The 19703-nt window shown below is 60.4% G+C and carries 17 protein-coding genes and 1 pseudogene; 4 read left to right on the top strand and 14 right to left on the bottom strand.

Features of this window, described 5'->3' with window-relative positions:
* From AC0ZWN_RS13365 to AC0ZWN_RS13350, 4 genes and pseudogenes are all read left to right on the top strand, one after another.
* A pseudogene (locus tag AC0ZWN_RS13365) lies at positions 1–255 on the top strand (hypothetical protein); the annotation flags it as partial.
* Positions 256–267: 12 nt separating this feature from the next.
* Positions 268–1461 (top strand): acetyl-CoA C-acyltransferase, encoded by a 1194-nt coding sequence (locus AC0ZWN_RS13360; protein WP_476335353.1) that lies wholly within the window; start codon positions 268–270, stop codon positions 1459–1461.
* Between the two features lie 143 nt (positions 1462–1604).
* A complete protein-coding gene (locus tag AC0ZWN_RS13355; protein ID WP_476335352.1) occupies positions 1605–2732 on the top strand; it encodes an acyl-CoA dehydrogenase in 1128 nt (375 codons plus the stop codon).
* 16 nt (positions 2733–2748) lie between these two features.
* Positions 2749–3522, top strand: coding sequence for an enoyl-CoA hydratase (locus tag AC0ZWN_RS13350; protein WP_093432724.1), 774 nt, complete (start codon positions 2749–2751; stop codon positions 3520–3522).
* A 211-nt stretch (positions 3523–3733) separates the two neighbouring features.
* Here the strand turns inward: AC0ZWN_RS13350 and AC0ZWN_RS13345 are convergent, their stop codons facing one another.
* From AC0ZWN_RS13345 to arnB, 14 genes are all read right to left on the bottom strand, one after another.
* Complete coding sequence (locus tag AC0ZWN_RS13345) at positions 3734–4885, bottom strand: acyl-CoA dehydrogenase family protein (RefSeq protein ID WP_476335351.1); 1152 nt, start codon at positions 4883–4885, stop codon at positions 3734–3736.
* A 3-nt stretch (positions 4886–4888) separates the two neighbouring features.
* The gene (locus tag AC0ZWN_RS13340; RefSeq protein ID WP_476335350.1) at positions 4889–5995 is read right to left on the bottom strand and encodes an enoyl-CoA hydratase/isomerase family protein; all 1107 of its coding nucleotides are present in this window, start codon (positions 5993–5995) and stop codon (positions 4889–4891) included.
* A 180-nt stretch (positions 5996–6175) separates the two neighbouring features.
* The gene (locus AC0ZWN_RS13335; protein ID WP_476335348.1) at positions 6176–6862 is read right to left on the bottom strand and encodes an HPP family protein; all 687 of its coding nucleotides are present in this window, start codon (positions 6860–6862) and stop codon (positions 6176–6178) included.
* 157 nt (positions 6863–7019) lie between these two features.
* Complete coding sequence (locus AC0ZWN_RS13330) at positions 7020–8198, bottom strand: MFS transporter (RefSeq protein ID WP_476335347.1); 1179 nt, start codon at positions 8196–8198, stop codon at positions 7020–7022.
* A 111-nt stretch (positions 8199–8309) separates the two neighbouring features.
* Positions 8310–8828 (bottom strand): GNAT family N-acetyltransferase, encoded by a 519-nt coding sequence (locus AC0ZWN_RS13325; RefSeq protein WP_476335346.1) that lies wholly within the window; start codon positions 8826–8828, stop codon positions 8310–8312.
* A gap of 36 nt (positions 8829–8864) precedes the next feature.
* Entirely contained in the window at positions 8865–10484 is a 1620-nt protein-coding gene (locus AC0ZWN_RS13320; protein ID WP_476335344.1) for an ArnT family glycosyltransferase, read from the bottom strand.
* The gene (locus AC0ZWN_RS13315) at positions 10457–11836 is read right to left on the bottom strand and encodes a UDP-glucose dehydrogenase family protein (protein WP_077572796.1); all 1380 of its coding nucleotides are present in this window, start codon (positions 11834–11836) and stop codon (positions 10457–10459) included. Before AC0ZWN_RS13315 ends, AC0ZWN_RS13320 begins: the two co-directional genes overlap by 28 nt.
* Positions 11833–12237 (bottom strand): 4-amino-4-deoxy-L-arabinose-phosphoundecaprenol flippase subunit ArnF, encoded by a 405-nt coding sequence (gene arnF / locus AC0ZWN_RS13310; RefSeq protein WP_016986767.1) that lies wholly within the window; start codon positions 12235–12237, stop codon positions 11833–11835. The genes AC0ZWN_RS13315 and arnF overlap by 4 nt, the downstream gene beginning before the upstream one ends.
* Positions 12234–12578, bottom strand: a complete 345-nt coding sequence (gene arnE, locus AC0ZWN_RS13305; protein WP_476335343.1) for a 4-amino-4-deoxy-L-arabinose-phosphoundecaprenol flippase subunit ArnE — start codon at positions 12576–12578, stop codon at positions 12234–12236. The genes arnF and arnE overlap by 4 nt, the downstream gene beginning before the upstream one ends.
* Positions 12575–14227 (bottom strand): lipid IV(A) 4-amino-4-deoxy-L-arabinosyltransferase, encoded by a 1653-nt coding sequence (gene arnT, locus AC0ZWN_RS13300; protein WP_476335342.1) that lies wholly within the window; start codon positions 14225–14227, stop codon positions 12575–12577. Before arnT ends, arnE begins: the two co-directional genes overlap by 4 nt.
* Positions 14224–15108, bottom strand: a complete 885-nt coding sequence (gene arnD, locus AC0ZWN_RS13295; RefSeq protein WP_476335340.1) for a 4-deoxy-4-formamido-L-arabinose-phosphoundecaprenol deformylase — start codon at positions 15106–15108, stop codon at positions 14224–14226. The genes arnT and arnD overlap by 4 nt, the downstream gene beginning before the upstream one ends.
* Positions 15108–17099 (bottom strand): bifunctional UDP-4-amino-4-deoxy-L-arabinose formyltransferase/UDP-glucuronic acid oxidase ArnA, encoded by a 1992-nt coding sequence (gene arnA / locus AC0ZWN_RS13290; protein ID WP_476335339.1) that lies wholly within the window; start codon positions 17097–17099, stop codon positions 15108–15110. Before arnA ends, arnD begins: the two co-directional genes overlap by 1 nt.
* Positions 17096–18112: an undecaprenyl-phosphate 4-deoxy-4-formamido-L-arabinose transferase gene (gene arnC, locus AC0ZWN_RS13285; RefSeq protein WP_476335337.1), complete on the bottom strand. Its 1017-nt coding sequence runs from the start codon at positions 18110–18112 to the stop codon at positions 17096–17098. Before arnC ends, arnA begins: the two co-directional genes overlap by 4 nt.
* A complete protein-coding gene (gene arnB / locus AC0ZWN_RS13280) occupies positions 18109–19257 on the bottom strand; it encodes a UDP-4-amino-4-deoxy-L-arabinose aminotransferase (protein ID WP_476335336.1) in 1149 nt (382 codons plus the stop codon). The genes arnC and arnB overlap by 4 nt, the downstream gene beginning before the upstream one ends.
* Between the last annotated feature and the right edge of the window lie 446 nt (positions 19258–19703).

The following is a 19703-nucleotide window of genomic DNA, read 5'->3' as shown; positions in this document are numbered from 1 at the left end:
GTGATCAATAAGTACGGCATCACCAACCTCACCGGTTCGCCCACCGCTTATCGCTTGCTGATCGCCGGTGGCGACGAATTCGCCAAGTCGATCAAGGGCAAGTTGCGCATCGTCAGCAGCGCCGGCGTACCGTTCCCGCCGCGTCTGGGCAAGCCTGCCGAGTACGCCGCGCTGGTTCGGCACATCATCGAAAACAGCATGCTCAACGGCGAGGTGATCCGTCTCGACGGTGCCTTGCGCATGGCCGCCAAGTAAGGAGGATTTGTCATGACTATTTCCCACGATCCGATTGTCATCGTCAGCGCCGTGCGCACGCCGATGGGCGGCTTTCAGGGCGAACTGAAAAGCCTCACCGCGCCGCAACTCGGTGCTGCTGCGATCAAGGCTGCGGTTGAACGTGCCGGTGTTGCCAGCGACGCGGTCGATGAAGTGCTGTTCGGTTGCGTACTGCCTGCGGGCCTCGGTCAGGCGCCTGCACGTCAAGCGGCGTTGGGCGCCGGGCTGGATAAATCGACCCGCTGCACCACGGTCAACAAGATGTGCGGCTCGGGCATGGAAACCACCATTCTCGCTCACGACATGCTGTTGGCTGGCAGTGCCGATGTGGTGATCGCCGGTGGCATGGAAAGCATGTCCAACTCGCCGTATCTGCTGGATCGTGCCCGCGCCGGTTATCGCATGGGCCATGGCCGCGTGCTCGACTCGATGTTCCTCGACGGCCTCGAAGACGCCTACGACAAGGGCCGCTTGATGGGCACCTTCGCCGAAGACTGCGCCGAGACCAACCACTTCAGCCGTGAAGCGCAGGACGCATTTGCCATCGCCTCGACCACCCGCGCGCAGCAGGCGATCAAGGACGGCAGCTTCAAAGACGAAATCGTTCCGCTGACCGTGACCGTCGGCAAAGAACAGGTGCTGATCAGCAATGACGAACAGCCGCCAAAAGCCAAACTGGACAAGATTGCCTCGCTGAAACCGGCGTTCCGCGAAGGCGGCACGGTGACGGCGGCGAACTCCAGTTCGATCTCTGACGGCGCGGCGGCATTGGTGCTGATGCGGCAGTCGCAGGCGCAGAAGCTCGGGCTGAAACCGTTGGCGGTGATCCATGGCCACGCTGCGTTCGCCGACACCCCGGGCCTGTTCCCGGTGGCGCCGATTGGCGCGATCAAGAAGTTGATCAAGAAAACCGGTTGGTCGCTGGGTGATGTCGATCTGTTCGAGGTCAACGAAGCGTTTGCCGTGGTTGGCATGGCGGCGATGACACAACTGGAAATCCCCCATGACAAGTTGAATGTGCATGGTGGCGCCTGTGCGCTGGGTCATCCGATCGGTGCTTCGGGTGCGCGGATTCTGGTGACGTTGCTCTCGGCGCTACGCCAGAGAAAGCAGAAACGCGGCATCGCGGCGATCTGCATCGGCGGCGGCGAAGCCACGGCCATGGCTGTGGAATGCGTGTATTGATCGCTAAAATAGCCCATGTGGGAGCGAGCTTGCTCGCGAAGGCGTCCTGTCAGCCAGCATTGGAGTTGAATGACACACCGCATTCGCGAGCAAGCTCGCTCCCACAGGGGTTCTGTGTGGTAACCCGGATTTAAGGATTCACCATGATTCCCAACGAAGACCAAACCCAGATCCGCGACATGGCCCGGCAGTTTGCCGAGGAACGCTTGAAGCCGTTCGCCGCCGAGTGGGATCGCGAGCACCGTTTCCCCAAGGAAGCCATCGGCCAGATGGCTGAGCTGGGCTTCTTCGGCATGCTCGTGCCGGAGCAGTGGGGCGGCTGCGACACTGGTTATCTGGCCTACGCCATGGCCCTGGAAGAAATCGCCGCCGGCGACGGCGCCTGCTCGACGATCATGAGCGTGCACAACTCGGTCGGCTGCGTGCCGATCCTCAAGTTCGGCAACGACGATCAGCGTGAACGCTTTCTCAAACCGCTGGCCAGCGGCTCCATGCTCGGCGCTTTTGCATTGACCGAACCGCAGGCCGGTTCCGATGCCAGCAGCCTGAAAACCCGCGCACGGCTGGAAGGCGATCACTACGTGCTGAACGGCTGCAAACAGTTCATCACCTCCGGGCAAAACGCCGGGATCGTGATTGTGTTTGCGGTGACCGATCCGAGTGCCGGCAAACGCGGTATCAGCGCGTTTATCGTGCCGACCGATTCACCGGGCTATAAAGTCGCTCGCGTCGAAGACAAGCTCGGCCAACACGCCTCCGACACCTGCCAGATCCTCTTTGAAGATGTGCAAGTGCCGGTGGCCAACCGCCTGGGTGAAGAGGGCGAGGGCTACAAGATTGCTCTGGCCAACCTTGAAGGCGGTCGCGTCGGCATCGCTTCGCAGTCGGTGGGCATGGCTCGCGCGGCGTTTGAAGCGGCGCGTGATTACGCCCGTGAACGCGACACCTTCGGCAAGCCGATCATCGAACATCAGGCTGTAGCTTTCCGCCTCGCCGACATGGCCACGCAAATCGCCGTCGCCCGGCAGATGGTGCATTACGCTGCAGCCCTGCGTGACAGTGGGCAACCGGCACTGGTCGAGGCGTCGATGGCCAAACTGTTCGCCTCGGAGATGGCCGAAAAGGTCTGCTCAATGGCGTTGCAAACACTCGGCGGTTACGGTTACCTCAACGACTTCCCGCTGGAGCGCATCTACCGCGACGTGCGCGTGTGCCAGATCTACGAAGGCACCAGCGATATTCAGCGCATGGTCATTTCGCGCAATCTTTAAGAAGGAATTTTGATTCATGACGTACGAAACCATTCTGCTGGAAACCCATGGCCGCGTTGGCCTGATCACCCTCAACCGTCCGCAGGCGCTGAATGCGCTGAACGCGCAACTGGTCAGCGAAGTGAACCAGGCCCTGGATGCGCTGGAAGCGGATGCGAACATTGGCTGCATCGTTCTCACCGGTTCGAAAAAGGCCTTTGCCGCCGGTGCCGACATCAAGGAAATGGCCGAGCTGACCTACCCGCAGATCTACATGGACGATCTGTTCAGCGACAGCGATCGTGTGGCCAACCGGCGCAAGCCGATCATTGCCGCCGTCAACGGTTTTGCCCTTGGCGGTGGTTGTGAACTGGCGTTGATGTGCGACTTCATTCTGGCCGGCGACAACGCCAGATTCGGTCAACCGGAAATCAACCTCGGCGTACTGCCGGGCATGGGCGGCACCCAGCGCCTGACCCGCGCCGTCGGCAAGGCGAAAGCCATGGAAATGTGCCTGAGCGGACGCATGATCGATGCGGTGGAGGCCGAGCGTTGCGGCATCGTTGCGCGGATTGTGCCGAGTGATGAGTTGTTGGATGAAGCGTTGAAGGTTGCTGCGGTGATTGCCAGCAAGTCGTTGCCGATTGCGATGATGGTCAAGGAAAGTGTCAACCGAGCCTTTGAGGTCAATCTGACTGAGGGCGTGCGCTTTGAGCGCCGGGTGTTCCATGCCGCGTTCGCGACGCAGGATCAGAAGGAAGGGATGGCGGCGTTTATTGCCAAGCGTGAGGCTGAGTTCAAGGGCAAGTAATGCGTCTAAAGCGAAAAGCCCCTCACCCTAACCCTCTCCCGGAGGGAGAGGGAACTGATTGGGGGATATTTCAGATTTACGCCGACCTGGAAGTGCTTTATTGAATCCATAATCGACTCGGTCTTTCAGGTCGATGTATGACGCCAGACACCTCGGTCGGCTCCCTCTCCCTCCGGGAGAGGGCTGGGGTGAGGGAAAGGGGCCAACACCGTTACAACTGATAGTTCTTCAACTCCCGCGCAATCACCATCCGCTGAATCTCGCTCGACCCTTCATAGATCTGGGTAATCCGCGCATCGCGGTAATACTTCTCGACCGGATAATCCTCCAGATACCCATACCCGCCATGAATCTGAATCGCTGACGAACAGACCTTCTCGGCCATTTCCGAGGCGAACAGTTTGGCCTGTGACGCCTGCGACAAACACGGTTTGCCCGCCGTGCGCAGTCGCGCCGCATGCAGGATCATCAGGCGCGCCGCGTTGATTTGCATGTGCATGTCGGCCAACAGGTTGGCGATGCTCTGGTGCTCGTTGATCGGTTTGCCGAACTGGATGCGATCGCGCGAATACACCAGCGCCGCTTCAAACGCGGCACGGGCGATGCCCAATGCTTGCGCAGCGATGCCGATGCGACCGCCTTCAAGGTTGGACAGGGCAATCGCCAGACCTTTACCGCGCTCGCCCAGCAGATTGGCCTCGGGAATACTGCAGTTGTTCAGTGTCACGGCACAGGTGTCGGAGGCGCGAATGCCCATCTTGTGCTCGGTGCGATCAACGATGAATCCTGGCGTATCGGTCGGTACCAGAAACGCCGAAATCCCTTTCTTGCCCAGATCCGGGTCGGTCACCGCAAACACGATCGCCAGTTTCGCCCGTTTGCCGTTGCTGACAAATTGCTTGGCGCCGTTGATCACCCACTGGCCGTCACGCAATTCGGCTCGGGTGCGCAGGTTGTGCGCTTCGGAACCGGCCTGCGGTTCGGTCAGGCAGAAGCAGCCGATGGTTTGCCCGCTGGCCAGATCCGCCAGCCAGGTCTGTTTCTGCGCTTCGCTGCCGTAATTGAGCACCGGCCCGCAGCCCACTGAGTTGTGGATGCTCATGAACGCGCCGGTCGCGCCGTCACCGGCGGAAATCTCTTCCACGGCCAGTGCATAAGCGACGTAATCGACGTAGGTGCCGCCCCATTCCTCAGGCACTACCATGCCAAGCAAACCGAGCTCACCCATTTTCGCGACGAGCGCGTCGTCGATCCACCCAGCCTTTTCCCACGCCTGCGCATGGGGCGCGATTTCGCCACGGGCGAAGTCCCGGGCCATGTCGCGGATCATCACTTGTTCTTCAGTCAGTTCGAGATCGTGCATGGCTCAGCTTCCGCTCTCAGCAAACCCGTGGAAGAAACTCGTGACATGCTCTGCGTCGAGCGCAGCGAGGGTCGGCGGGTTCCAGCGAGGTGTCTTGTCTTTATCGATCAGCAGGGCGCGGACGCCTTCGATCAGGTCGCCGCGGGCGAACCACTGGCGATCCAGATGCAGTTCCAGCGCGAAGCACTGTTCCAGGCTCAAGTGGCGGCCGCGACGCAGCATCTCCAGGGTCACCGCCATGGCCAACGGCGAGCGGGTTTCCAGCAGGTCAGCCGTGGTGGTCGCCCATTCGTGGCTGTTGGCAACCGTCACTGCGCGTAACTGCTCGACCATGCTCGGTACGTCCGGCAGGGCGAAGAAATGGTCGATGGCCGGGCGCAAAGCCTCAAGTGGCGCATCGGGCAAGGTTTGCACCGCGTGTTTGGCGAGCAGGTTTTGCAGGGCCTTGAGCGGTGTGTCCTGCCATTCCATCTGATCGAGTCTTTCGTCGAGCAGCGCCAGTTTGCTGTTGTCCAGATACCAGTCGGCCAAGCCGCAATACAGCGCGTCGGCGGCACGGATCTGCACGCCGCTGACCCCCAGATAAATCCCCAGCTCACCGGGAATGCGCGGCAGGAAATAACTGCCACCGACATCGGGGAAATAACCGATGGCCACTTCTGGCATGGCCAGACGGCTCTTCTCGGTGACCACGCGCAGATCGGCGCCTTGCACCAGGCCCATGCCGCCGCCGAGAACGAAACCGTCCATCAGCGCCAATATCGGTTTGCGGTAGTGATGAATCGTCAGGTCGAGGGCGTATTCCTCGACGAAGAAATCTTCGTGCAGCGTGTCGCCGTTTTTGAAACTGTCGTACAGGGACCGAATGTCGCCACCGGCACAGAAGGCTTTTTCACCGGCGCCGCGCAGGACCACGGCGTGAACATCGGCGTCAGTCGCCCAGGCGTCGAGCTGCTGTTGCAGCAAGCGCACCATGTCGAGGGTAATGGCATTGAGACCGGCGGGGCGGTTGAGGGTCAGGTGACCGATATGATTGCGAACCTCGGCCAGCACTTCGTTTTGCGTGGCATCCATGGACGGGGTCCGCGGGGATGAAGCCTGAGCTGTCATCAGTAACTCCCTGCTTTTATTGTCTTTATTCGAGAAGCTCGCGCGCGAGCGTTAGCTGATCGTAACAGTGCAAATTTGCCCTGTACAACCGGGATATTCGCAGGGGGAGTTTGCGTTTTTACATCACCCGAATCGCCGCGTTCGTGTGTAGGAGCAGCCTGCGGCAGCGCCTACCCGGGGTCAGCGGAATGTTTCGGTAATGCTGCGCCGTTTGGCGTGCAGTTCGCTGGCGTGGATCAGTTGTTCGAGGTCTTCGGGGGTGACGTCGATAAACGCTTCCATCTCGGCCAAGGCAAGTTTCAGGTCTTCGGCGGTGATCGCCTGACTGTCGACCGGCCCAAGCACCGCCGCCGGTTCTCCCGGGCGTTTCGGGTAACGGATCCGTGTCAGGTTGTTATAGGCAAGCGCGCTGAGCAGCATGCACACCGCGCCGAGCATCACCGGTTCCATGGCTTTCCAGTCCATGGCGATGGTCGCCGGATCGGCCAGCACCAGCGTCAGGGCCAACGCGCCAGCGGGCGGATGCAGGCAACGCAGCCAGCACATCAGGATCAGCGCCACACCCGCCGCCAGACAGGCGCTGCCTAGTGTTCGGCCAAGCACATGCGCCACCAGCAACGCGACCACGCCGGCACATAAATAGCCACCGAGAATCGACCACGGCTGGGCGAGAGCGCCGGAGGACACGGCGAACAGCAACACCGCCGATGCGCCCAGCGGGCCGATCAGGTGATAGGCGACCTCATGGCCGAACACCTGCGCGCACAACCACACACTGAACAACGTGCCCAACGCCATGCCGATGGCGGCGCGGCTCCATTCGGTGGGACGGGTGTTGATGGCGGCGGGCAACCAGTGAGCGAGCATGTGAATCCGATCCTTGCAGCAAATTCGAGGCAAAAAAAAGGACTTGTCCGGCATATCCGGAAAGCCCTCGAAGTGTTCCAACATTGGGGGAGGAACGCGCACAGTGTGCCGGGCAAACTCGATGCTGACAAATTCATATTAATGCAGATTTAGTGCATTAATTTTGAATTGAAGCGGCGCGACGGCCACTAACGAAACACAAATAACCGCCCACAGCCGCCAGTGCGCTCAAGGCATAGAACATGCTCGGTGCCGGCGTGTGCATCAGCAGAAACCCGCACATGACCGGACTGAACGCACCACCAAGCGCGGCCAGGTTCTGCGCGCCGTAATAGCTACCGCGCAATTCTTCCGGGGCGAGGGTGTCGACAAAGAGAAAGTCGGCCGGGTAAATGATCATCTCGCCCAAGGTGAAGATGAACATCGCCACGCACCAGCCGACCAGGCTGTCAGCCAGACTGAAGCCGATCAGCCCGACGATGAACAACGCGGTGCCGCCGGCAATCCAGTGGCGCAGGTGCTCGCGGGTGAGTAATCGGCCGATCTGGTACTGCAACACAATCACTGTGATCGCGTTGCAGGCAAGGAGGGCGGCCATGGTATCCAGCGTCTGTTGCTGGGTGTGGGTGACCAGCAGATATTGCGACAGGTACAGGGTGAAACGCCCGTGCACCAGCGTGCTGAGCAGACAGCCCAAGGTAAACAGGATCATCGTGCGGTCGTTCTTCAGGATGATCAGGGTTTTCAGAAAGCTGGGTGGCGCAGCGATTGCCGAGACCGGGTTCACTTCACGCGTGGCACCGAGCAGCAGAAAGATGCTCCCGATGGCAATTGCGCCCGCGACGATAAACGGCGCTGACGGCTGAACGCCGGCAATCACCACGCCGATCATCGGGCCGACGGCGTAACCGATGTTGGTCAGCGTGTAGTTCAGGGAAAACGCCTTGACTCGCTGGCCCACTGGCAGGTTTACACTGAGGATGGCTTTGGAGCAGATCAGGAACAGCGCCGACGCGGTTTCGCTGATGATCAGCACCAGGGTGACCAGGTACAGATTCTGCGCGAAGGTCAGCAGGATCAGACCGATACCGCTGGAAAGCATGGTCAGGATCAGCAACTGGCGCTTGTCCAGCCGATCAATGATGTAGCCGCCGTAGAGCGACAACAACGTGGCGCTGAACACCGCGATCCCCAGCAGCAGGCCGACGTCTTGCGGGTTGAGGTCGAGCTTGTTGCTGAGGAACAGCGTCAGTAGCGGGCTGATCAGCGCGCGGCTGATGACGACGGTCAGCGAACTGATCATCAACCGGCGGATGAGGCGCGAGTAGGTAGCCACGAAGGGTCAATGTCCTTATTTCAAATGCCTGGCGGGCGTACGTTATCCTCACCGGGCAATCATCACCGGTCAAGCCGCTATAACACCATCCCACAAGGACCTTCATTGCTTTCAAATCAGGTGCAGGCGCATCGCGCAGCGGCGCTCTGCGGGAAAGCCGAATAGAACTTCGGCTTGCAGCGCATCGCGCAAATGGCGGTCGCTGTGTGCATGCGCCAACTCGACAAATCCCATCCGTTGATAAAACGGTGCATTCCACGGCAGATCGCGGAAGGTGGTCAGCGTCACTGAGTTCAACTGCATCACGCGCGCTTGTTCAATGACTGCCGCAACCAGTGCGCGACCCATGCCTTGTCCTTGAAAAGCCTGACTGACGGATAGCTCCTCAATGTGCATGTGCTGATCAATGTCTACAGCACGAACAAATCCAGTCAGTTGCCCATCGCTATTTTCAGCAACCCACACGTACGCCTGTTCGATGGCCTGCAGATGTTGGCCAGCATCGGGTACCTCGGCATTTGCCAGCCACGCCAACGGCGGTTCAAGACGAAACAATTGCGCGGCCGAACGCTCGATCGCGGGGAGTGCAACCGCGTCAGCAGGGCTGGCGCGGCGTACGTCGAAGGTCATGTTGAGGCGCATCCTGCCGATCAAGAGGCCGACAGGTTACGGTTTCAGCCACAGCAATACATAGTCGTTTTTATCGAAACGCCCGCTCAACACCGGCTGCGCGCTTTCCAGCGGCGTGCCCTTGAGGGAGGGCAGATCATTGCGATCCATCATCAACCACGCCGGACCTTTGAGCGCCTCCAGTTGCTGGATCGAGTCACTGAACTGCGGTTGCAGATCCTGCTCGATGTTGACCATGAACTTGATCGCCTTCGCATCCTTGCCCATGCCGTGCAGCACCAGCCGCGCCGGGGTTTGCTGAACCTGGGCGAACACCGCTTGGCTGAATGACTGGGTGTCGTACAAACGGCGCTCCACCGGTTCGAATACCGCCGCGTACACCGTCCACAACGCCAACACCGCAGACAACGCCAATACCTCGACACGCCAACGCGGGAGCAACAATCGCGACAACGCCAAGAGTTGCAGCACGGCCAGCGCGATCAACACCCCAGATACGTCACTCAATTGCTCGGCAAAGCGCCGTCGAGCGACCAGTAACACCACCAGCAACAATCCGGGTGTAACCAGCCACAAGCCCAGCATCAAGCCGCGAAACCAACGAAACACACGACCATGCGCCACCTGAAATGGATACGCCGCGATGATCGCCGCCATCGGCAACATCGGCAGCAGATACCGGGCCTTTTTCGCCTGCGGAATCGACAAACCGACCATCACAATCAGTCCCGCCGCCGCGCAGTACTGCACCAGACGCAGCGCCGGGCCACGTTGCTGCGGCTTGCTCAGCCAGGTCGCCGCCAGTACCAGCAATGCCAGCGGATAGGCCAGCGCATAGTTGCCGAGCGAACTGGTGAAGTAATACAGCGAACCGCTGACGCCTTCGCTGCCGTCCATGCGCCCCATGAACTGCATGCGAATCACGTCCTGAAAGAAGACCGCACCACCGCTGAGTTTCGCCAGCCATAACAACAACCCGACACACGTGGCCAGCAACAGCGAAGCCAACACACCGAACACCAGCAACCGCGACCACTCACGGTTGAGCAGGTAATAACTGCAGAGCATGCCAGTCGGCACCACCAGACCAATCGGCCCGCGAATGCCGAAGCCGAGCAGCAGCAACGCGAAGATCAGCGGCCAGTGACGCCTGCCGGCAAAATGCTCATGGGCATAACCCAGATAGAACACCGCGAAGGCCACCGCCGCGAGCATCAAGTCCTGCGACACCGCGCGCACTTCAGTGACGAAACCGCTGGTGAGCATCAGCAACGCAATACTGATCAACGCCCAACGCCGCGAGTACGGCGCCAGCAGTCGATACATCAGCGTCACGATCAGCGCACCGGCGACGGCACTTGGCGCCCACGCAGTAAACGCATTCACCGCGCCGAACGGCAGCGACAGCAGCCAGATGAACAGCGTCGAAACCGCTGAATAATCCGCATACGGCTGACCATAGGTGGTCGGAAACACCGTCGGCCCATGGCGCAGCATTTCCTGCGCGAACAACACGAACCGCGAATCGAAACCGATCGGCGCCTGCCCGTAGACCCCGGCGATGAACACTAAAAACGCCAGCAGCCCTGCGATCAGGGACTGCCGGCGAATCTCAGGCGATAAGCTGATCAAGCGACGTCGGACGCGTGTGGCCATTGTTGCAGCGGGATCGGCAATTTGCGCGATTCACCACGGCCCATCGGGAAGTACTGGAAACCATTGCGCGCCAGTCGCTCGGCGTCGTACAGGTTGCGGCCGTCGAAAATCACCGGGGTGTTGAGGCGCTGTTTGATCAGATCGAAATCCGGCGCCTTGAACTGCTGCCATTCTGTGCAGATGATCAGTGCGTCGGCGCCGGGCAGTACCGATTCCGGCGTGCCCATCAGCATCAGCTTCGACTCGTCCGGGTAAAGGTTCTGGGTTTCCTGCATGGCTTCCGGGTCGAAGGCGCGCACGCTGGCACCGGCGGCCCACAGCTCCTCCAGCAGGACACGGCTTGGCGCATCGCGCATGTCATCGGTGTTGGGTTTGAACGCCAGGCCCCACAGGGCGAAAGTCTTGCCGCGCAGGTCACCCTTGTAGAACGCGTTGATGCGCTCGAACAACTTGTGTTTCTGCCGCTGGTTGATCGCCTCGACCGCTTGCAGCAAATCGCTGGAGCAGTGCGCTTCTTCGGCGCTGTGAATCAATGCGCGCATGTCTTTGGGGAAGCACGAGCCGCCATAACCGCATCCCGGGTAGATGAAGTGGTAACCGATGCGCGTGTCGGCACCGATGCCCTGGCGTACCGATTCGATGTCGGCGCCCAGGTGCTCGGCGAGTTCGGCGATCTGGTTGATGAAACTGATCTTGGTCGCCAGCATGCAGTTGGCGGCGTACTTGGTCAGCTCGGCGCTGCGCAGGTCCATGAACATGATGCGGTCGTGGTTGCGGTTGAATGGCGAGTACAGATCGCGCATCACATCGCGCACTTCATCGCCTTCGCAGCCGATGACGATACGGTCCGGACGGCGGCAGTCAGCAACGGCCGAGCCTTCCTTGAGGAATTCCGGGTTGGAGACGATATCGAATTGCAGCAGGCGGCCCACCTTGATCAAGGCTTTTTCGATGTGCGTGCGCAGGGTGTCGCCCGTGCCCACCGGCACCGTGGATTTCTCGACGATGATCAACGGCTGCTCACGATGCCGGGCAATCGCATCGCCGACCGACAGCACGTAACGCAGATCCGCCGAGCCGTCCTCTCGCGACGGCGTACCCACGGCAATAAACGCCACCCGAGCGTGCTGCACAGCGAGCTTTTCATCGGTGGTGAATTGCAGGCGTTTCGAATCCAGACCTTCACGAACGAGGCTGGCCAGCCCCGGTTCGAAAATGCTCACGTGACCCTGGCGCAACAGGTCGACCTTCTTCTGGTCGACGTCCATGCACACGACATCATGGCCGACCTCGGCCAACACAGCCGCTTGCACCAGACCGACGTAACCGCTGCCAAATACTGTGATTTTCATGGAGCACTCCTGAATTCGGGCGCACGAGCCGGACGAGTGTTGATGGTGATGACCCCGAGCATGACCAGCGCCACGCCCAGTGATTTAGTGAAACTGAAGGATTCGTTAAACAGCGGCAGACTGGCCGCCAACAGATACACCAGCGCATAGCTGATGCTCAGCAGCGAGTAAGCCCGGCCCAGCGGCAGATCGCGCAGGGCGGCGAGCCAGCAAAGCATCGACAGGGCGTAGGCAAAAACCGCCGCAATGACCACGGCCAGCGCCCGCCAATCGAGGCTGTCGATGTGCAGCCATTGTTCCGGCACGGGCAGGCGGGTCATGCTCCAGCGCATGCCCAGTTGCGCAGCGCTGACGAGGAACACGCTGCCCAGCGCGAAGGTGATGCCGCGACGTTGATTCATGACTGTTGCCCCAGCAAAACCACGCCACCGATCACCAATGCCACGCCAAACCAATGCTGGCGGTCGATGGATTCACGGAAGACGAAGCGTGCGATCAGGGTGATCAGCACGAAGTTGAGGCTGAGCATCGGGTAGGCGATGCCGACTTCCAGACGTTGCAACACCAGCAGCCAGACCAACAGGCCCGAGCCGAGGGCGAGCAGGGCCAGCCACAACCACGGCGAGCGCAGTTTGTCGGCCCATGTCGACTCGACACCGCGCCAACTCTCCACCGCGTATTTCTGCGCAATCTGCCCGAGACAGGTCAGCAGGCACGCGGCCAACAGCAGCAACAGGCTCATGACGCCTCCTTGGGCAGGATCATGATCACCAGGTTGCCCTGTTCGTAACGGACGCCGTCCTTTGGCAATCTGTCGATTTCGTCCAGTTCGTCCTGCCCCTTGACGCGCATCACCACGCCGACCGAACCGCTGCGGCGCGCCTCACGCATCCACTGTTGTACGTGTTCGGGATCAACCCGCTGTTGAATGCCGTCAGGATAGGCAAGACCATATTTCAATTCGCCTATCGTGTTGTACAACGCCACTTGTGGGGTTTTCAGGCGCCAGGCCAGCGCCGAAGCAGCGCCGAGGTCGTTGCTCAGCAGATGCGTGGTTTGCGAAAGTTCGGTGACGTGATGCTTGATGAACTGATCCGGCATCTTGTTGGCGACCACCGATTTGGGCAGCGCCGCCGGCAACACCGCGATCAGCAACAGGCTGCCCAGCGCCGGAGCCGCCCAGCATTGCAGCGGCAGAAAGGCTTGCAGCAGGTTGGCGATGATCCAGCCGATCAGGGCAATGAACACCAGCACCAGGCTGTGCAGTTCGTGGTCGTAGACCGGTTTGGTCAGTTGCAGATAGACCAGCGCGATCAACGTGACGATGCCCAGCAACAGATTCAGCACACCGTTGATGCTCAGCGCCCGACCTTGCTCCAGACGCAAACGATCGGCCAGCGCATTGCCCAGCAGCAACGCCATCGGCAGCAGGCACGGCAGGATGTAGGTCGGCAATTTGCCGTTGCTCAGGCTGAAAAACAGCAGCGGCATCAGCAGCCACAGCAGCAAAAACACGACTTTGGGCTGAGCGCGGCTTTGCCAGGCTTGCTTGAACGCGGTCGGCAACAACCCGATCCACGGTAGACTGAACGCGACCAGCAGCGGCAAGTAAAACCACCACGGCGCATCGTGTTGTGCGTCATCGCCGGCAAAGCGACGAATGTGTTCGTGCCAGAAGAAAAACCGCCAGTAGTCCGGTTCCTGCGCATGCACTGAAAGCACCCACGGCAGGCTGACGAGGATCGCCACGGCAATCGCCACCGGGCCGAACATCAGCAGTTCACGCCAGCGTTTTTGCCAGAGCATCCACGGCAGGGCGATCAGCACCGGCAGCAACCAGGCGAGAAAGCCTTTGGTCATGAAACCCATGCCACACGCCAGCCCCAGCACAGCCCAGGCCGCTATGCGCTTGCCGTTGGTGTGGCTGTCGACGGCAAACCACAGCGCCACCAGACTCAGGTTGACCCAAAAGCTGAACTGCGGATCGAGGTTGGCGTAACCAGCCTGACCGGCGACGATAGTGAAACTCATGTAGAGCAGGGCGCAGACGAAGCTTTTGCGCGGCTCGTTCCACAAACGCCGGGCGAGCAGATAGCACAACAGCACGCTCAACCCGGTGCTTAGCGCCGACGCAAAGCGCACGCCGAACAGGTTCTGCCCGAACAACGCCTGACCCAGCGCGATCATCCAGTAACCGGCAATCGGCTTCTCGAAATAACGCAGGCTCATGAAGTGCGGCGACACCCAGTTGCCACTGAGCAGCATGTCCTGGCTGATCTGTGCGTAACGGGTCTCATCAGGAATCCACAAACCGTGCGTGCCTAGCGGCAGCAGATAGGCCAGCAAGCAAATACCCAACAACAGCAGTGGCAGCGTCCAGCGTTTAATCATGCGCCTTGCACTCCCAGCCAGCCTTCACGGCCGTCGAGGGCGCCGCGTTGCACGCGACCCACGGGCAAGGTGTTGAAGAACTCGGGCAGCAAGTCGCCCAGTGGTTTGAAGTCGATTTGGCGCTGACGCGCATCGGCGAGTAATTGACGAAAACCCTCAGCCATCAGAATCCCTTCTACTTCGGCGTGAATGGTGTAGACGTTGAGTTGTTGCGGGCGAAAGTGATCAAGGATGAAACCGTTGAAATCCCGTGCCGCGACGATGGGGCCGACGACTTCGTCGAAGGTCGGCAGGTCCACCGGAATCTGCGGCGTGCCCGGCGTACCGTCGGCCAGCAAAGGGCGAAACAGGTGTTGCCCACGGCAATCGCTGTTGTAGCGAAAGCCGAAGGCTTGCTTGGCCTCGATCACGCGCTCGTCGGCACGCCAACCGGCGGCGGCCGAGCACTGGATTTTCTCGCCGAGAATGTCGCTCAAGGTGTCGACGCCCTGACGAATCTGCTCGATCAGTTGCGCGTTGCTCCAGCGCCCGGCGTTGGCCTGCCAGCTATGGTGATCCCAGGCATGCAAACCCACTTCATGACCGGCATCACGGGCCTGACGCATCAGGTGCCCGAGATCGCGGCCAATCGGCTTGCCCGGCCACGCGGTGCCGGCGAGCAGAATGTCCCAGCCGTACAGGCCGGCGGCATTGGAACGGAGCATTTTCCAGAGGAACTGCGGGCGGATCAGGCGCCACAGATGCCGGCCCATGTTGTCCGGGCCGACACTGAAGAAGAACGTTGCCTTGATCTGCGCCTCGTCGAGCATTTCCAGCAAGCGCGGCACACCTTCACGGGTGCCGCGAAAGGTGTCGACGTCGATGCGTAGACCGGCCTGCATCAATGCTTGTCCGCGATTTCGAGCATGGCTTCGCGCAAGAAGAAATCGAGCGTATTGCCGATGGTCTCGCGCATTTCCACGGTCGGCGTCCAGTCGAGCAGACGCTTGGCATTGGCGATGCTGGGTTTACGGTGTTCGACGTCCTGGTAACCGGCACCGTAGAACGCCTTGCTCTCGACATCGCGGAAACCGGCGAACGGCGGGAAGTTGTCGCGCAGCGGATGCGCTTCGAACTGACGCAGCAGCTCTTCACCCAACTGACGAATGCTGGCTTCGTTATCCGGGTTGCCGATATTGATGATCTGGCCGTTGCAGACGTCGTTGTCGTTATCGATGATCCGTGCAAGTGCCTCGACGCCGTCAGCGATGTCGGTGAAGCAGCGTTTTTGCTCGCCACCGTCGAACAGGCGAATCGGCGTGCCTTCGACCAGGTTGAGGATCAACTGGGTGATGGCGCGGGAGCTGCCGATGCGTGCCGAGTCCAGGCGATCGAGACGCGGGCCCATCCAGTTGAACGGGCGGAACAGGGTGAAATTCAGACCCTTGGCGCCGTAAGCCCAGATCACCCGGTCCAGCAGTTGCTTGGACACGGAGTAGATCCAGCGCTGCTTGTTGATCGGGCCGACCACCAGGTTGGAAGTGTCTTCATCGAAGTGTTTGTCCTGGCACATGCCATAGACTTCCGAGGTCGACGGGAAGATCACGCGCTTGTTGTACTTGACGCAGTAGCGCACCAGTTTCAGGTTTTCTTCGAAGTCGAGTTCGAACACACGCAGCGGGTTGCGGGTGTATTCGATCGGCGTGGCGATGGCCACCAGCGGCAGGACCACGTCGCACTTCTTGATGTGGTACTCGATCCACTCGGAGTGAATGCTGATGTCGCCTTCGACGTAGTGGAAGTGCGGATGGCTGCGCAGACGGTCGATCGCGTCGGAACCGATGTCCAGACCATAGACTTCGTAGCGGTCATCACGCAGCAGGCGCTCAGACAAGTGATTGCCGATAAAACCGTTGACGCCGAGGATCAGCACGCGAGTACGGCGTGGCGCACGGCCGGACTCGGCACCGCGCAACAGCGAACCGTCGACCAGACCCAGTTCACTGGCCAGTTGCGGGCCGCTGAGGAACAGACCGTTGTCGTTGCGCTGACCGGAGAGGATCACCAGCGAATCTTCGCCGCAGGCAATGCGCAGCGGATTGACGCTGATTACTCGGCCCGGTGCCTGGCCGTCGTTGCCCTTGGCAACTTCAGCGCTCCAGACGATCAGTTTGTGCTCGCCCACAGCGCAGAACGCGCCCGGGTAAGGTTGGGTCACGGCACGCACGAGATTGAACAGTTGCTCGGCCGGTTTCGCCCAGACCAGTTTGCCGTCCGCGGCGGTGCGACGACCGAACACCGTGGCTTTCGATTCGTCTTGTGGGGTTTCGCTGATCTTGCCTTGCAGCATGGCTGGCAAGGTGTCGCGCAGCAGATCCGTCGCGGCGATGCGCAATTTGCCGTGCAGGCTCAACGCGGTGTCGCTGCGTTCAATGGCGATACGCTGTTGGGCAACAATGGCGCCGGCATCGGCACGTTTGACCATACGGTGCAGGGTGACACCGGTTTCGGTCTCGCCGTTGACCAGCACCCAGTTGGCCGGGGCGCGGCCACGGTAGCTTGGCAGCAGCGAACCGTGCAGGTTGAACGCACCTTTTTTGGCCACGGCCAGCAACGACTCGCTCAGCAGGTTGCGGTAGTAGAACGAGAAAATGTACTCAGGGGCGAGCTTGGCAATCCGCTCGATCCACAACGGGTGGTTGACGTCTTCCGGCGCGTGCACCGGGATGCCTTTGTTGGCGCACAGTTGCGCAACCGATCCGTAGAACGCGTTCTCTTTCGGGTCATCGGCGTGAGTGAACACCGCCGCGATGTCATAGCCGCTGTCGAGCAGGGTTTGAATGCCGGCGCAGCCGATATCGTGATAAGCGAAGACAACCGTTTTTGCGCTCATGAGAGAACCTGATCATTGGAGGAGGAGAGACCGTCGACGGTGATGGCGCGCGGCGGCATGGCGGGTTGGCCGCGCAAGACTTTTTCAACGAAGAAACGCGGGCGGGCGCGCACGTCGCTGTACATGCGCCCGAGGTATTCGCCGAGCAGGCCCATGCCGATGAACTGGCCACCGGTGAACACGAACAGCACAGCGAACAGCACGAACATGCCGTCACCGGCCCAGCCGGAGCCGAACACCAGGCGCAGCACGATCAGTGCGGCGGCAAACAACACGCCGAGGCCAGCCATGGTGAAACCGACGATGCTCAGCAGGCGCAAAGGCGTGGTGGTCATGCAGGTGATCAGGTCGAACATCAGGTTGATCAGGCGCATTGGGCTGTACTTCGAATCGCCGTGCTCACGCTCGGCGTGGGCCACGACGATTTCGGTGGTGTGGCGGGCGAAGCTGTTGGCCAGAATCGGGATGAAGGTGCTGCGTTCACGGCAGGCGAGCATTGCGTCGATGATCGTCCGGCGGTAAGCGCGCAGCATGCAGCCGTAGTCGCTCATGGCGACGCCGGTGGAGCGTTGCACGGCGAGGTTGATCAGCTTCGACGGATAGCGGCGCAGGGCCGAATCCTGGCGGTTGCCGCGCACGGTGCCGACGACGTCGTAACCCTTTTCCGCTTCGGCAACCAGCCGGGGGATTTCTTCCGGCGGGTTCTGCAGGTCGGCGTCGAGGGTGATCACGACATCGCCTTTGCATTGTTCGAAACCGGCCATGATTGCCGCATGCTGGCCGTAGTTACGGTTGAGGATGACCGCCACGAACGGGCTGTCTTCACGGGTCGCGGCTTCTTCCAGAAGGTTGGCGGACTCGTCACGGCTGCCGTCGTCGACGAGGACGATTTCAAAGTCGTGACGCAGCATCTTGCAGGCGGCTTCAGTACGGCGCAGCAGTTCCGGCAGGCTGTCCTGTTCGTTGTAGACCGGGATGACGATCGACACACAGCGGATCGGATAGGTTTTCACGGGCGTTTGTCCATAAGGGTGGCGATGGCGCCGACCACGCGATCAAGGTCCTGATCGCTCATGTCGGGGAACAACGGAATCGAGCACAGCCGCGCCGAGTTCCATTCGGTGTTGGGCAGGTACAGATCGGGGGCACGCTGGCGATACCAGGTGTGCAGGTGGGTGGCGATGAAATGGATACCGGTGCCGATGCCCTGGTCCTGCAAGCCTTGCATGAAGGTTTCGCGGTCCATGCCGCAGCGCTCGCTGTCGATGCGCAGGATGAACAGGTGCCAGGCGTGGGTTTGTGCGTAGGCGGGCACGGCCAGCGGTTGCACCGGCAGGCCTTCGAGTTTTTGCCGGTAGGCGGCGGCCAATTCAGCGCGACGGGCGTTGATCGCGTCCAGACGCTCCAGTTGCACCAGGGCAATCGCGGCATTGATGTCGGCGAGGTTGTATTTGAACCCCGGTTCCATCACCTGGGCCTGCGGCTTGCGGCCACCCGTCAGGCGATCGTAGGCGTCAACGCCCAGACCATGGAACTTGAGCATGCGTACGCGGCTGGCCAGCGCTTCGTTGTCGGTGACGAACATCGCGCCTTCGGCACAGGTCATGTTCTTGATCGCGTGGAAGGAGAAAATCGCCGTGCCTTGCGAGCCGACGTGGCGGCCCTTGTAACGGGTGCCGGCAGCGTGGGCGGCGTCTTCGATGACCGCGATGCCGTGCTTGTCGGCCAGCGCATACAGCGGATCGAGATCGAACGCGGCGCCGGCGTAATGCACCGGGATGATCGCTTTGGTGCGTGGGGTGATGGCAGCTTCGATGCGCGCGGCATCGGTCATCAAGGTGTCGCGATCAACGTCGACGAACACCGGCGTGGCGCCGAGCAGGGAAATCATGTTGGCGGTCGAGACCCAGGTCTGCGACGGGGTGATGACCTCGTCACCCGGGCCAATGCCCAAGGCCAGCAAAGTGATGTGCATGCCGCCGGTGGCCGAGGAAAGTGCCACGGCGTGTTTGCAACCGACATAGTTGGCGAAGTGTTCTTCCAGTGCCTGGTTTTTAGGGCCGGTGGTAATCCACCCCGACCGCAATACTTGTTCAACGGCGGCTATTTCTTCATCGCCGATACTCGGACGGGAAAACGGCAGAAACGCTTGACTCATAAGAACCTCGAGGCGATAGCCATCCTTCAGCCGATTGTCTGAAAAACACGGAATTTCAAAGGGTTGAGATACCGGTCGGGGAATACCTGATTGACTTTCCAGTCCGCGGCCGGCAGGGTTGCAGGCCTTTCGGGGCAACCTGTTGTAACTAAGGTTATGCGCGTTTTTGTGAAAGGAACATGAAAAAACGGTCGGCGATTCGTCTATCTGTAAGCCATACAGCCACCGTTCAGACTTCTTCCGTTTATCGGCTGTTTTAGTAGAAAAGTCTTACGGAAGAGTCGCTCTTTATATAAGTTTCTTTGCACTTTTAAGTTGTTTTGTTGAACTGTTTTCTATTCAAGGCCGTTTCGTTTGATTGACTTGTCGAGTACTGAATCCACCCCGTCCAACACTAATCCGCTGACGCTTTATCTGGCCCGCCTGGCGCCGTCAAGCCAACTGAC

This window comes from Pseudomonas sp. 3B-A001-10F (genome assembly GCF_056313565.1).
The sequence above is the reverse complement of the archived record's forward strand: the minus strand, read 5'-3'. Positions and strand labels throughout refer to the sequence as shown.

Bases quoted from the DNA above. Each gene is read 5' to 3' on its own strand.
- AC0ZWN_RS13320 (WP_476335344.1), bottom strand. From the start codon at position 10,484: ATGGCCACACGCGTCCGACGTCGCTTGATCAGCTTATCGCCTGAGATT.
- arnA (WP_476335339.1), bottom strand. From the start codon at position 17,099: ATGAGCGCAAAAACGGTTGTCTTCGCTTATCACGATATCGGCTGCGCC.
- AC0ZWN_RS13360 (WP_476335353.1), top strand. From the start codon at position 268: ATGACTATTTCCCACGATCCGATTGTCATCGTCAGCGCCGTGCGCACG.
- arnB (WP_476335336.1), bottom strand. From the start codon at position 19,257: ATGAGTCAAGCGTTTCTGCCGTTTTCCCGTCCGAGTATCGGCGATGAA.
- arnE (WP_476335343.1), bottom strand. From the start codon at position 12,578: ATGAGCCTGTTGCTGCTGTTGGCCGCGTGCCTGCTGACCTGTCTCGGG.
- AC0ZWN_RS13350 (WP_093432724.1), top strand. From the start codon at position 2,749: ATGACGTACGAAACCATTCTGCTGGAAACCCATGGCCGCGTTGGCCTG.
- AC0ZWN_RS13340 (WP_476335350.1), bottom strand. From the start codon at position 5,995: ATGACAGCTCAGGCTTCATCCCCGCGGACCCCGTCCATGGATGCCACG.
- AC0ZWN_RS13315 (WP_077572796.1), bottom strand. From the start codon at position 11,836: ATGAAAATCACAGTATTTGGCAGCGGTTACGTCGGTCTGGTGCAAGCG.
- AC0ZWN_RS13325 (WP_476335346.1), bottom strand. From the start codon at position 8,828: ATGACCTTCGACGTACGCCGCGCCAGCCCTGCTGACGCGGTTGCACTC.
- arnT (WP_476335342.1), bottom strand. From the start codon at position 14,227: ATGATTAAACGCTGGACGCTGCCACTGCTGTTGTTGGGTATTTGCTTG.
- AC0ZWN_RS13345 (WP_476335351.1), bottom strand. From the start codon at position 4,885: ATGCACGATCTCGAACTGACTGAAGAACAAGTGATGATCCGCGACATG.
- arnF (WP_016986767.1), bottom strand. From the start codon at position 12,237: ATGAATCAACGTCGCGGCATCACCTTCGCGCTGGGCAGCGTGTTCCTC.
- arnD (WP_476335340.1), bottom strand. From the start codon at position 15,108: ATGCAGGCCGGTCTACGCATCGACGTCGACACCTTTCGCGGCACCCGT.
- AC0ZWN_RS13335 (WP_476335348.1), bottom strand. From the start codon at position 6,862: ATGCTCGCTCACTGGTTGCCCGCCGCCATCAACACCCGTCCCACCGAA.
- AC0ZWN_RS13355 (WP_476335352.1), top strand. From the start codon at position 1,605: ATGATTCCCAACGAAGACCAAACCCAGATCCGCGACATGGCCCGGCAG.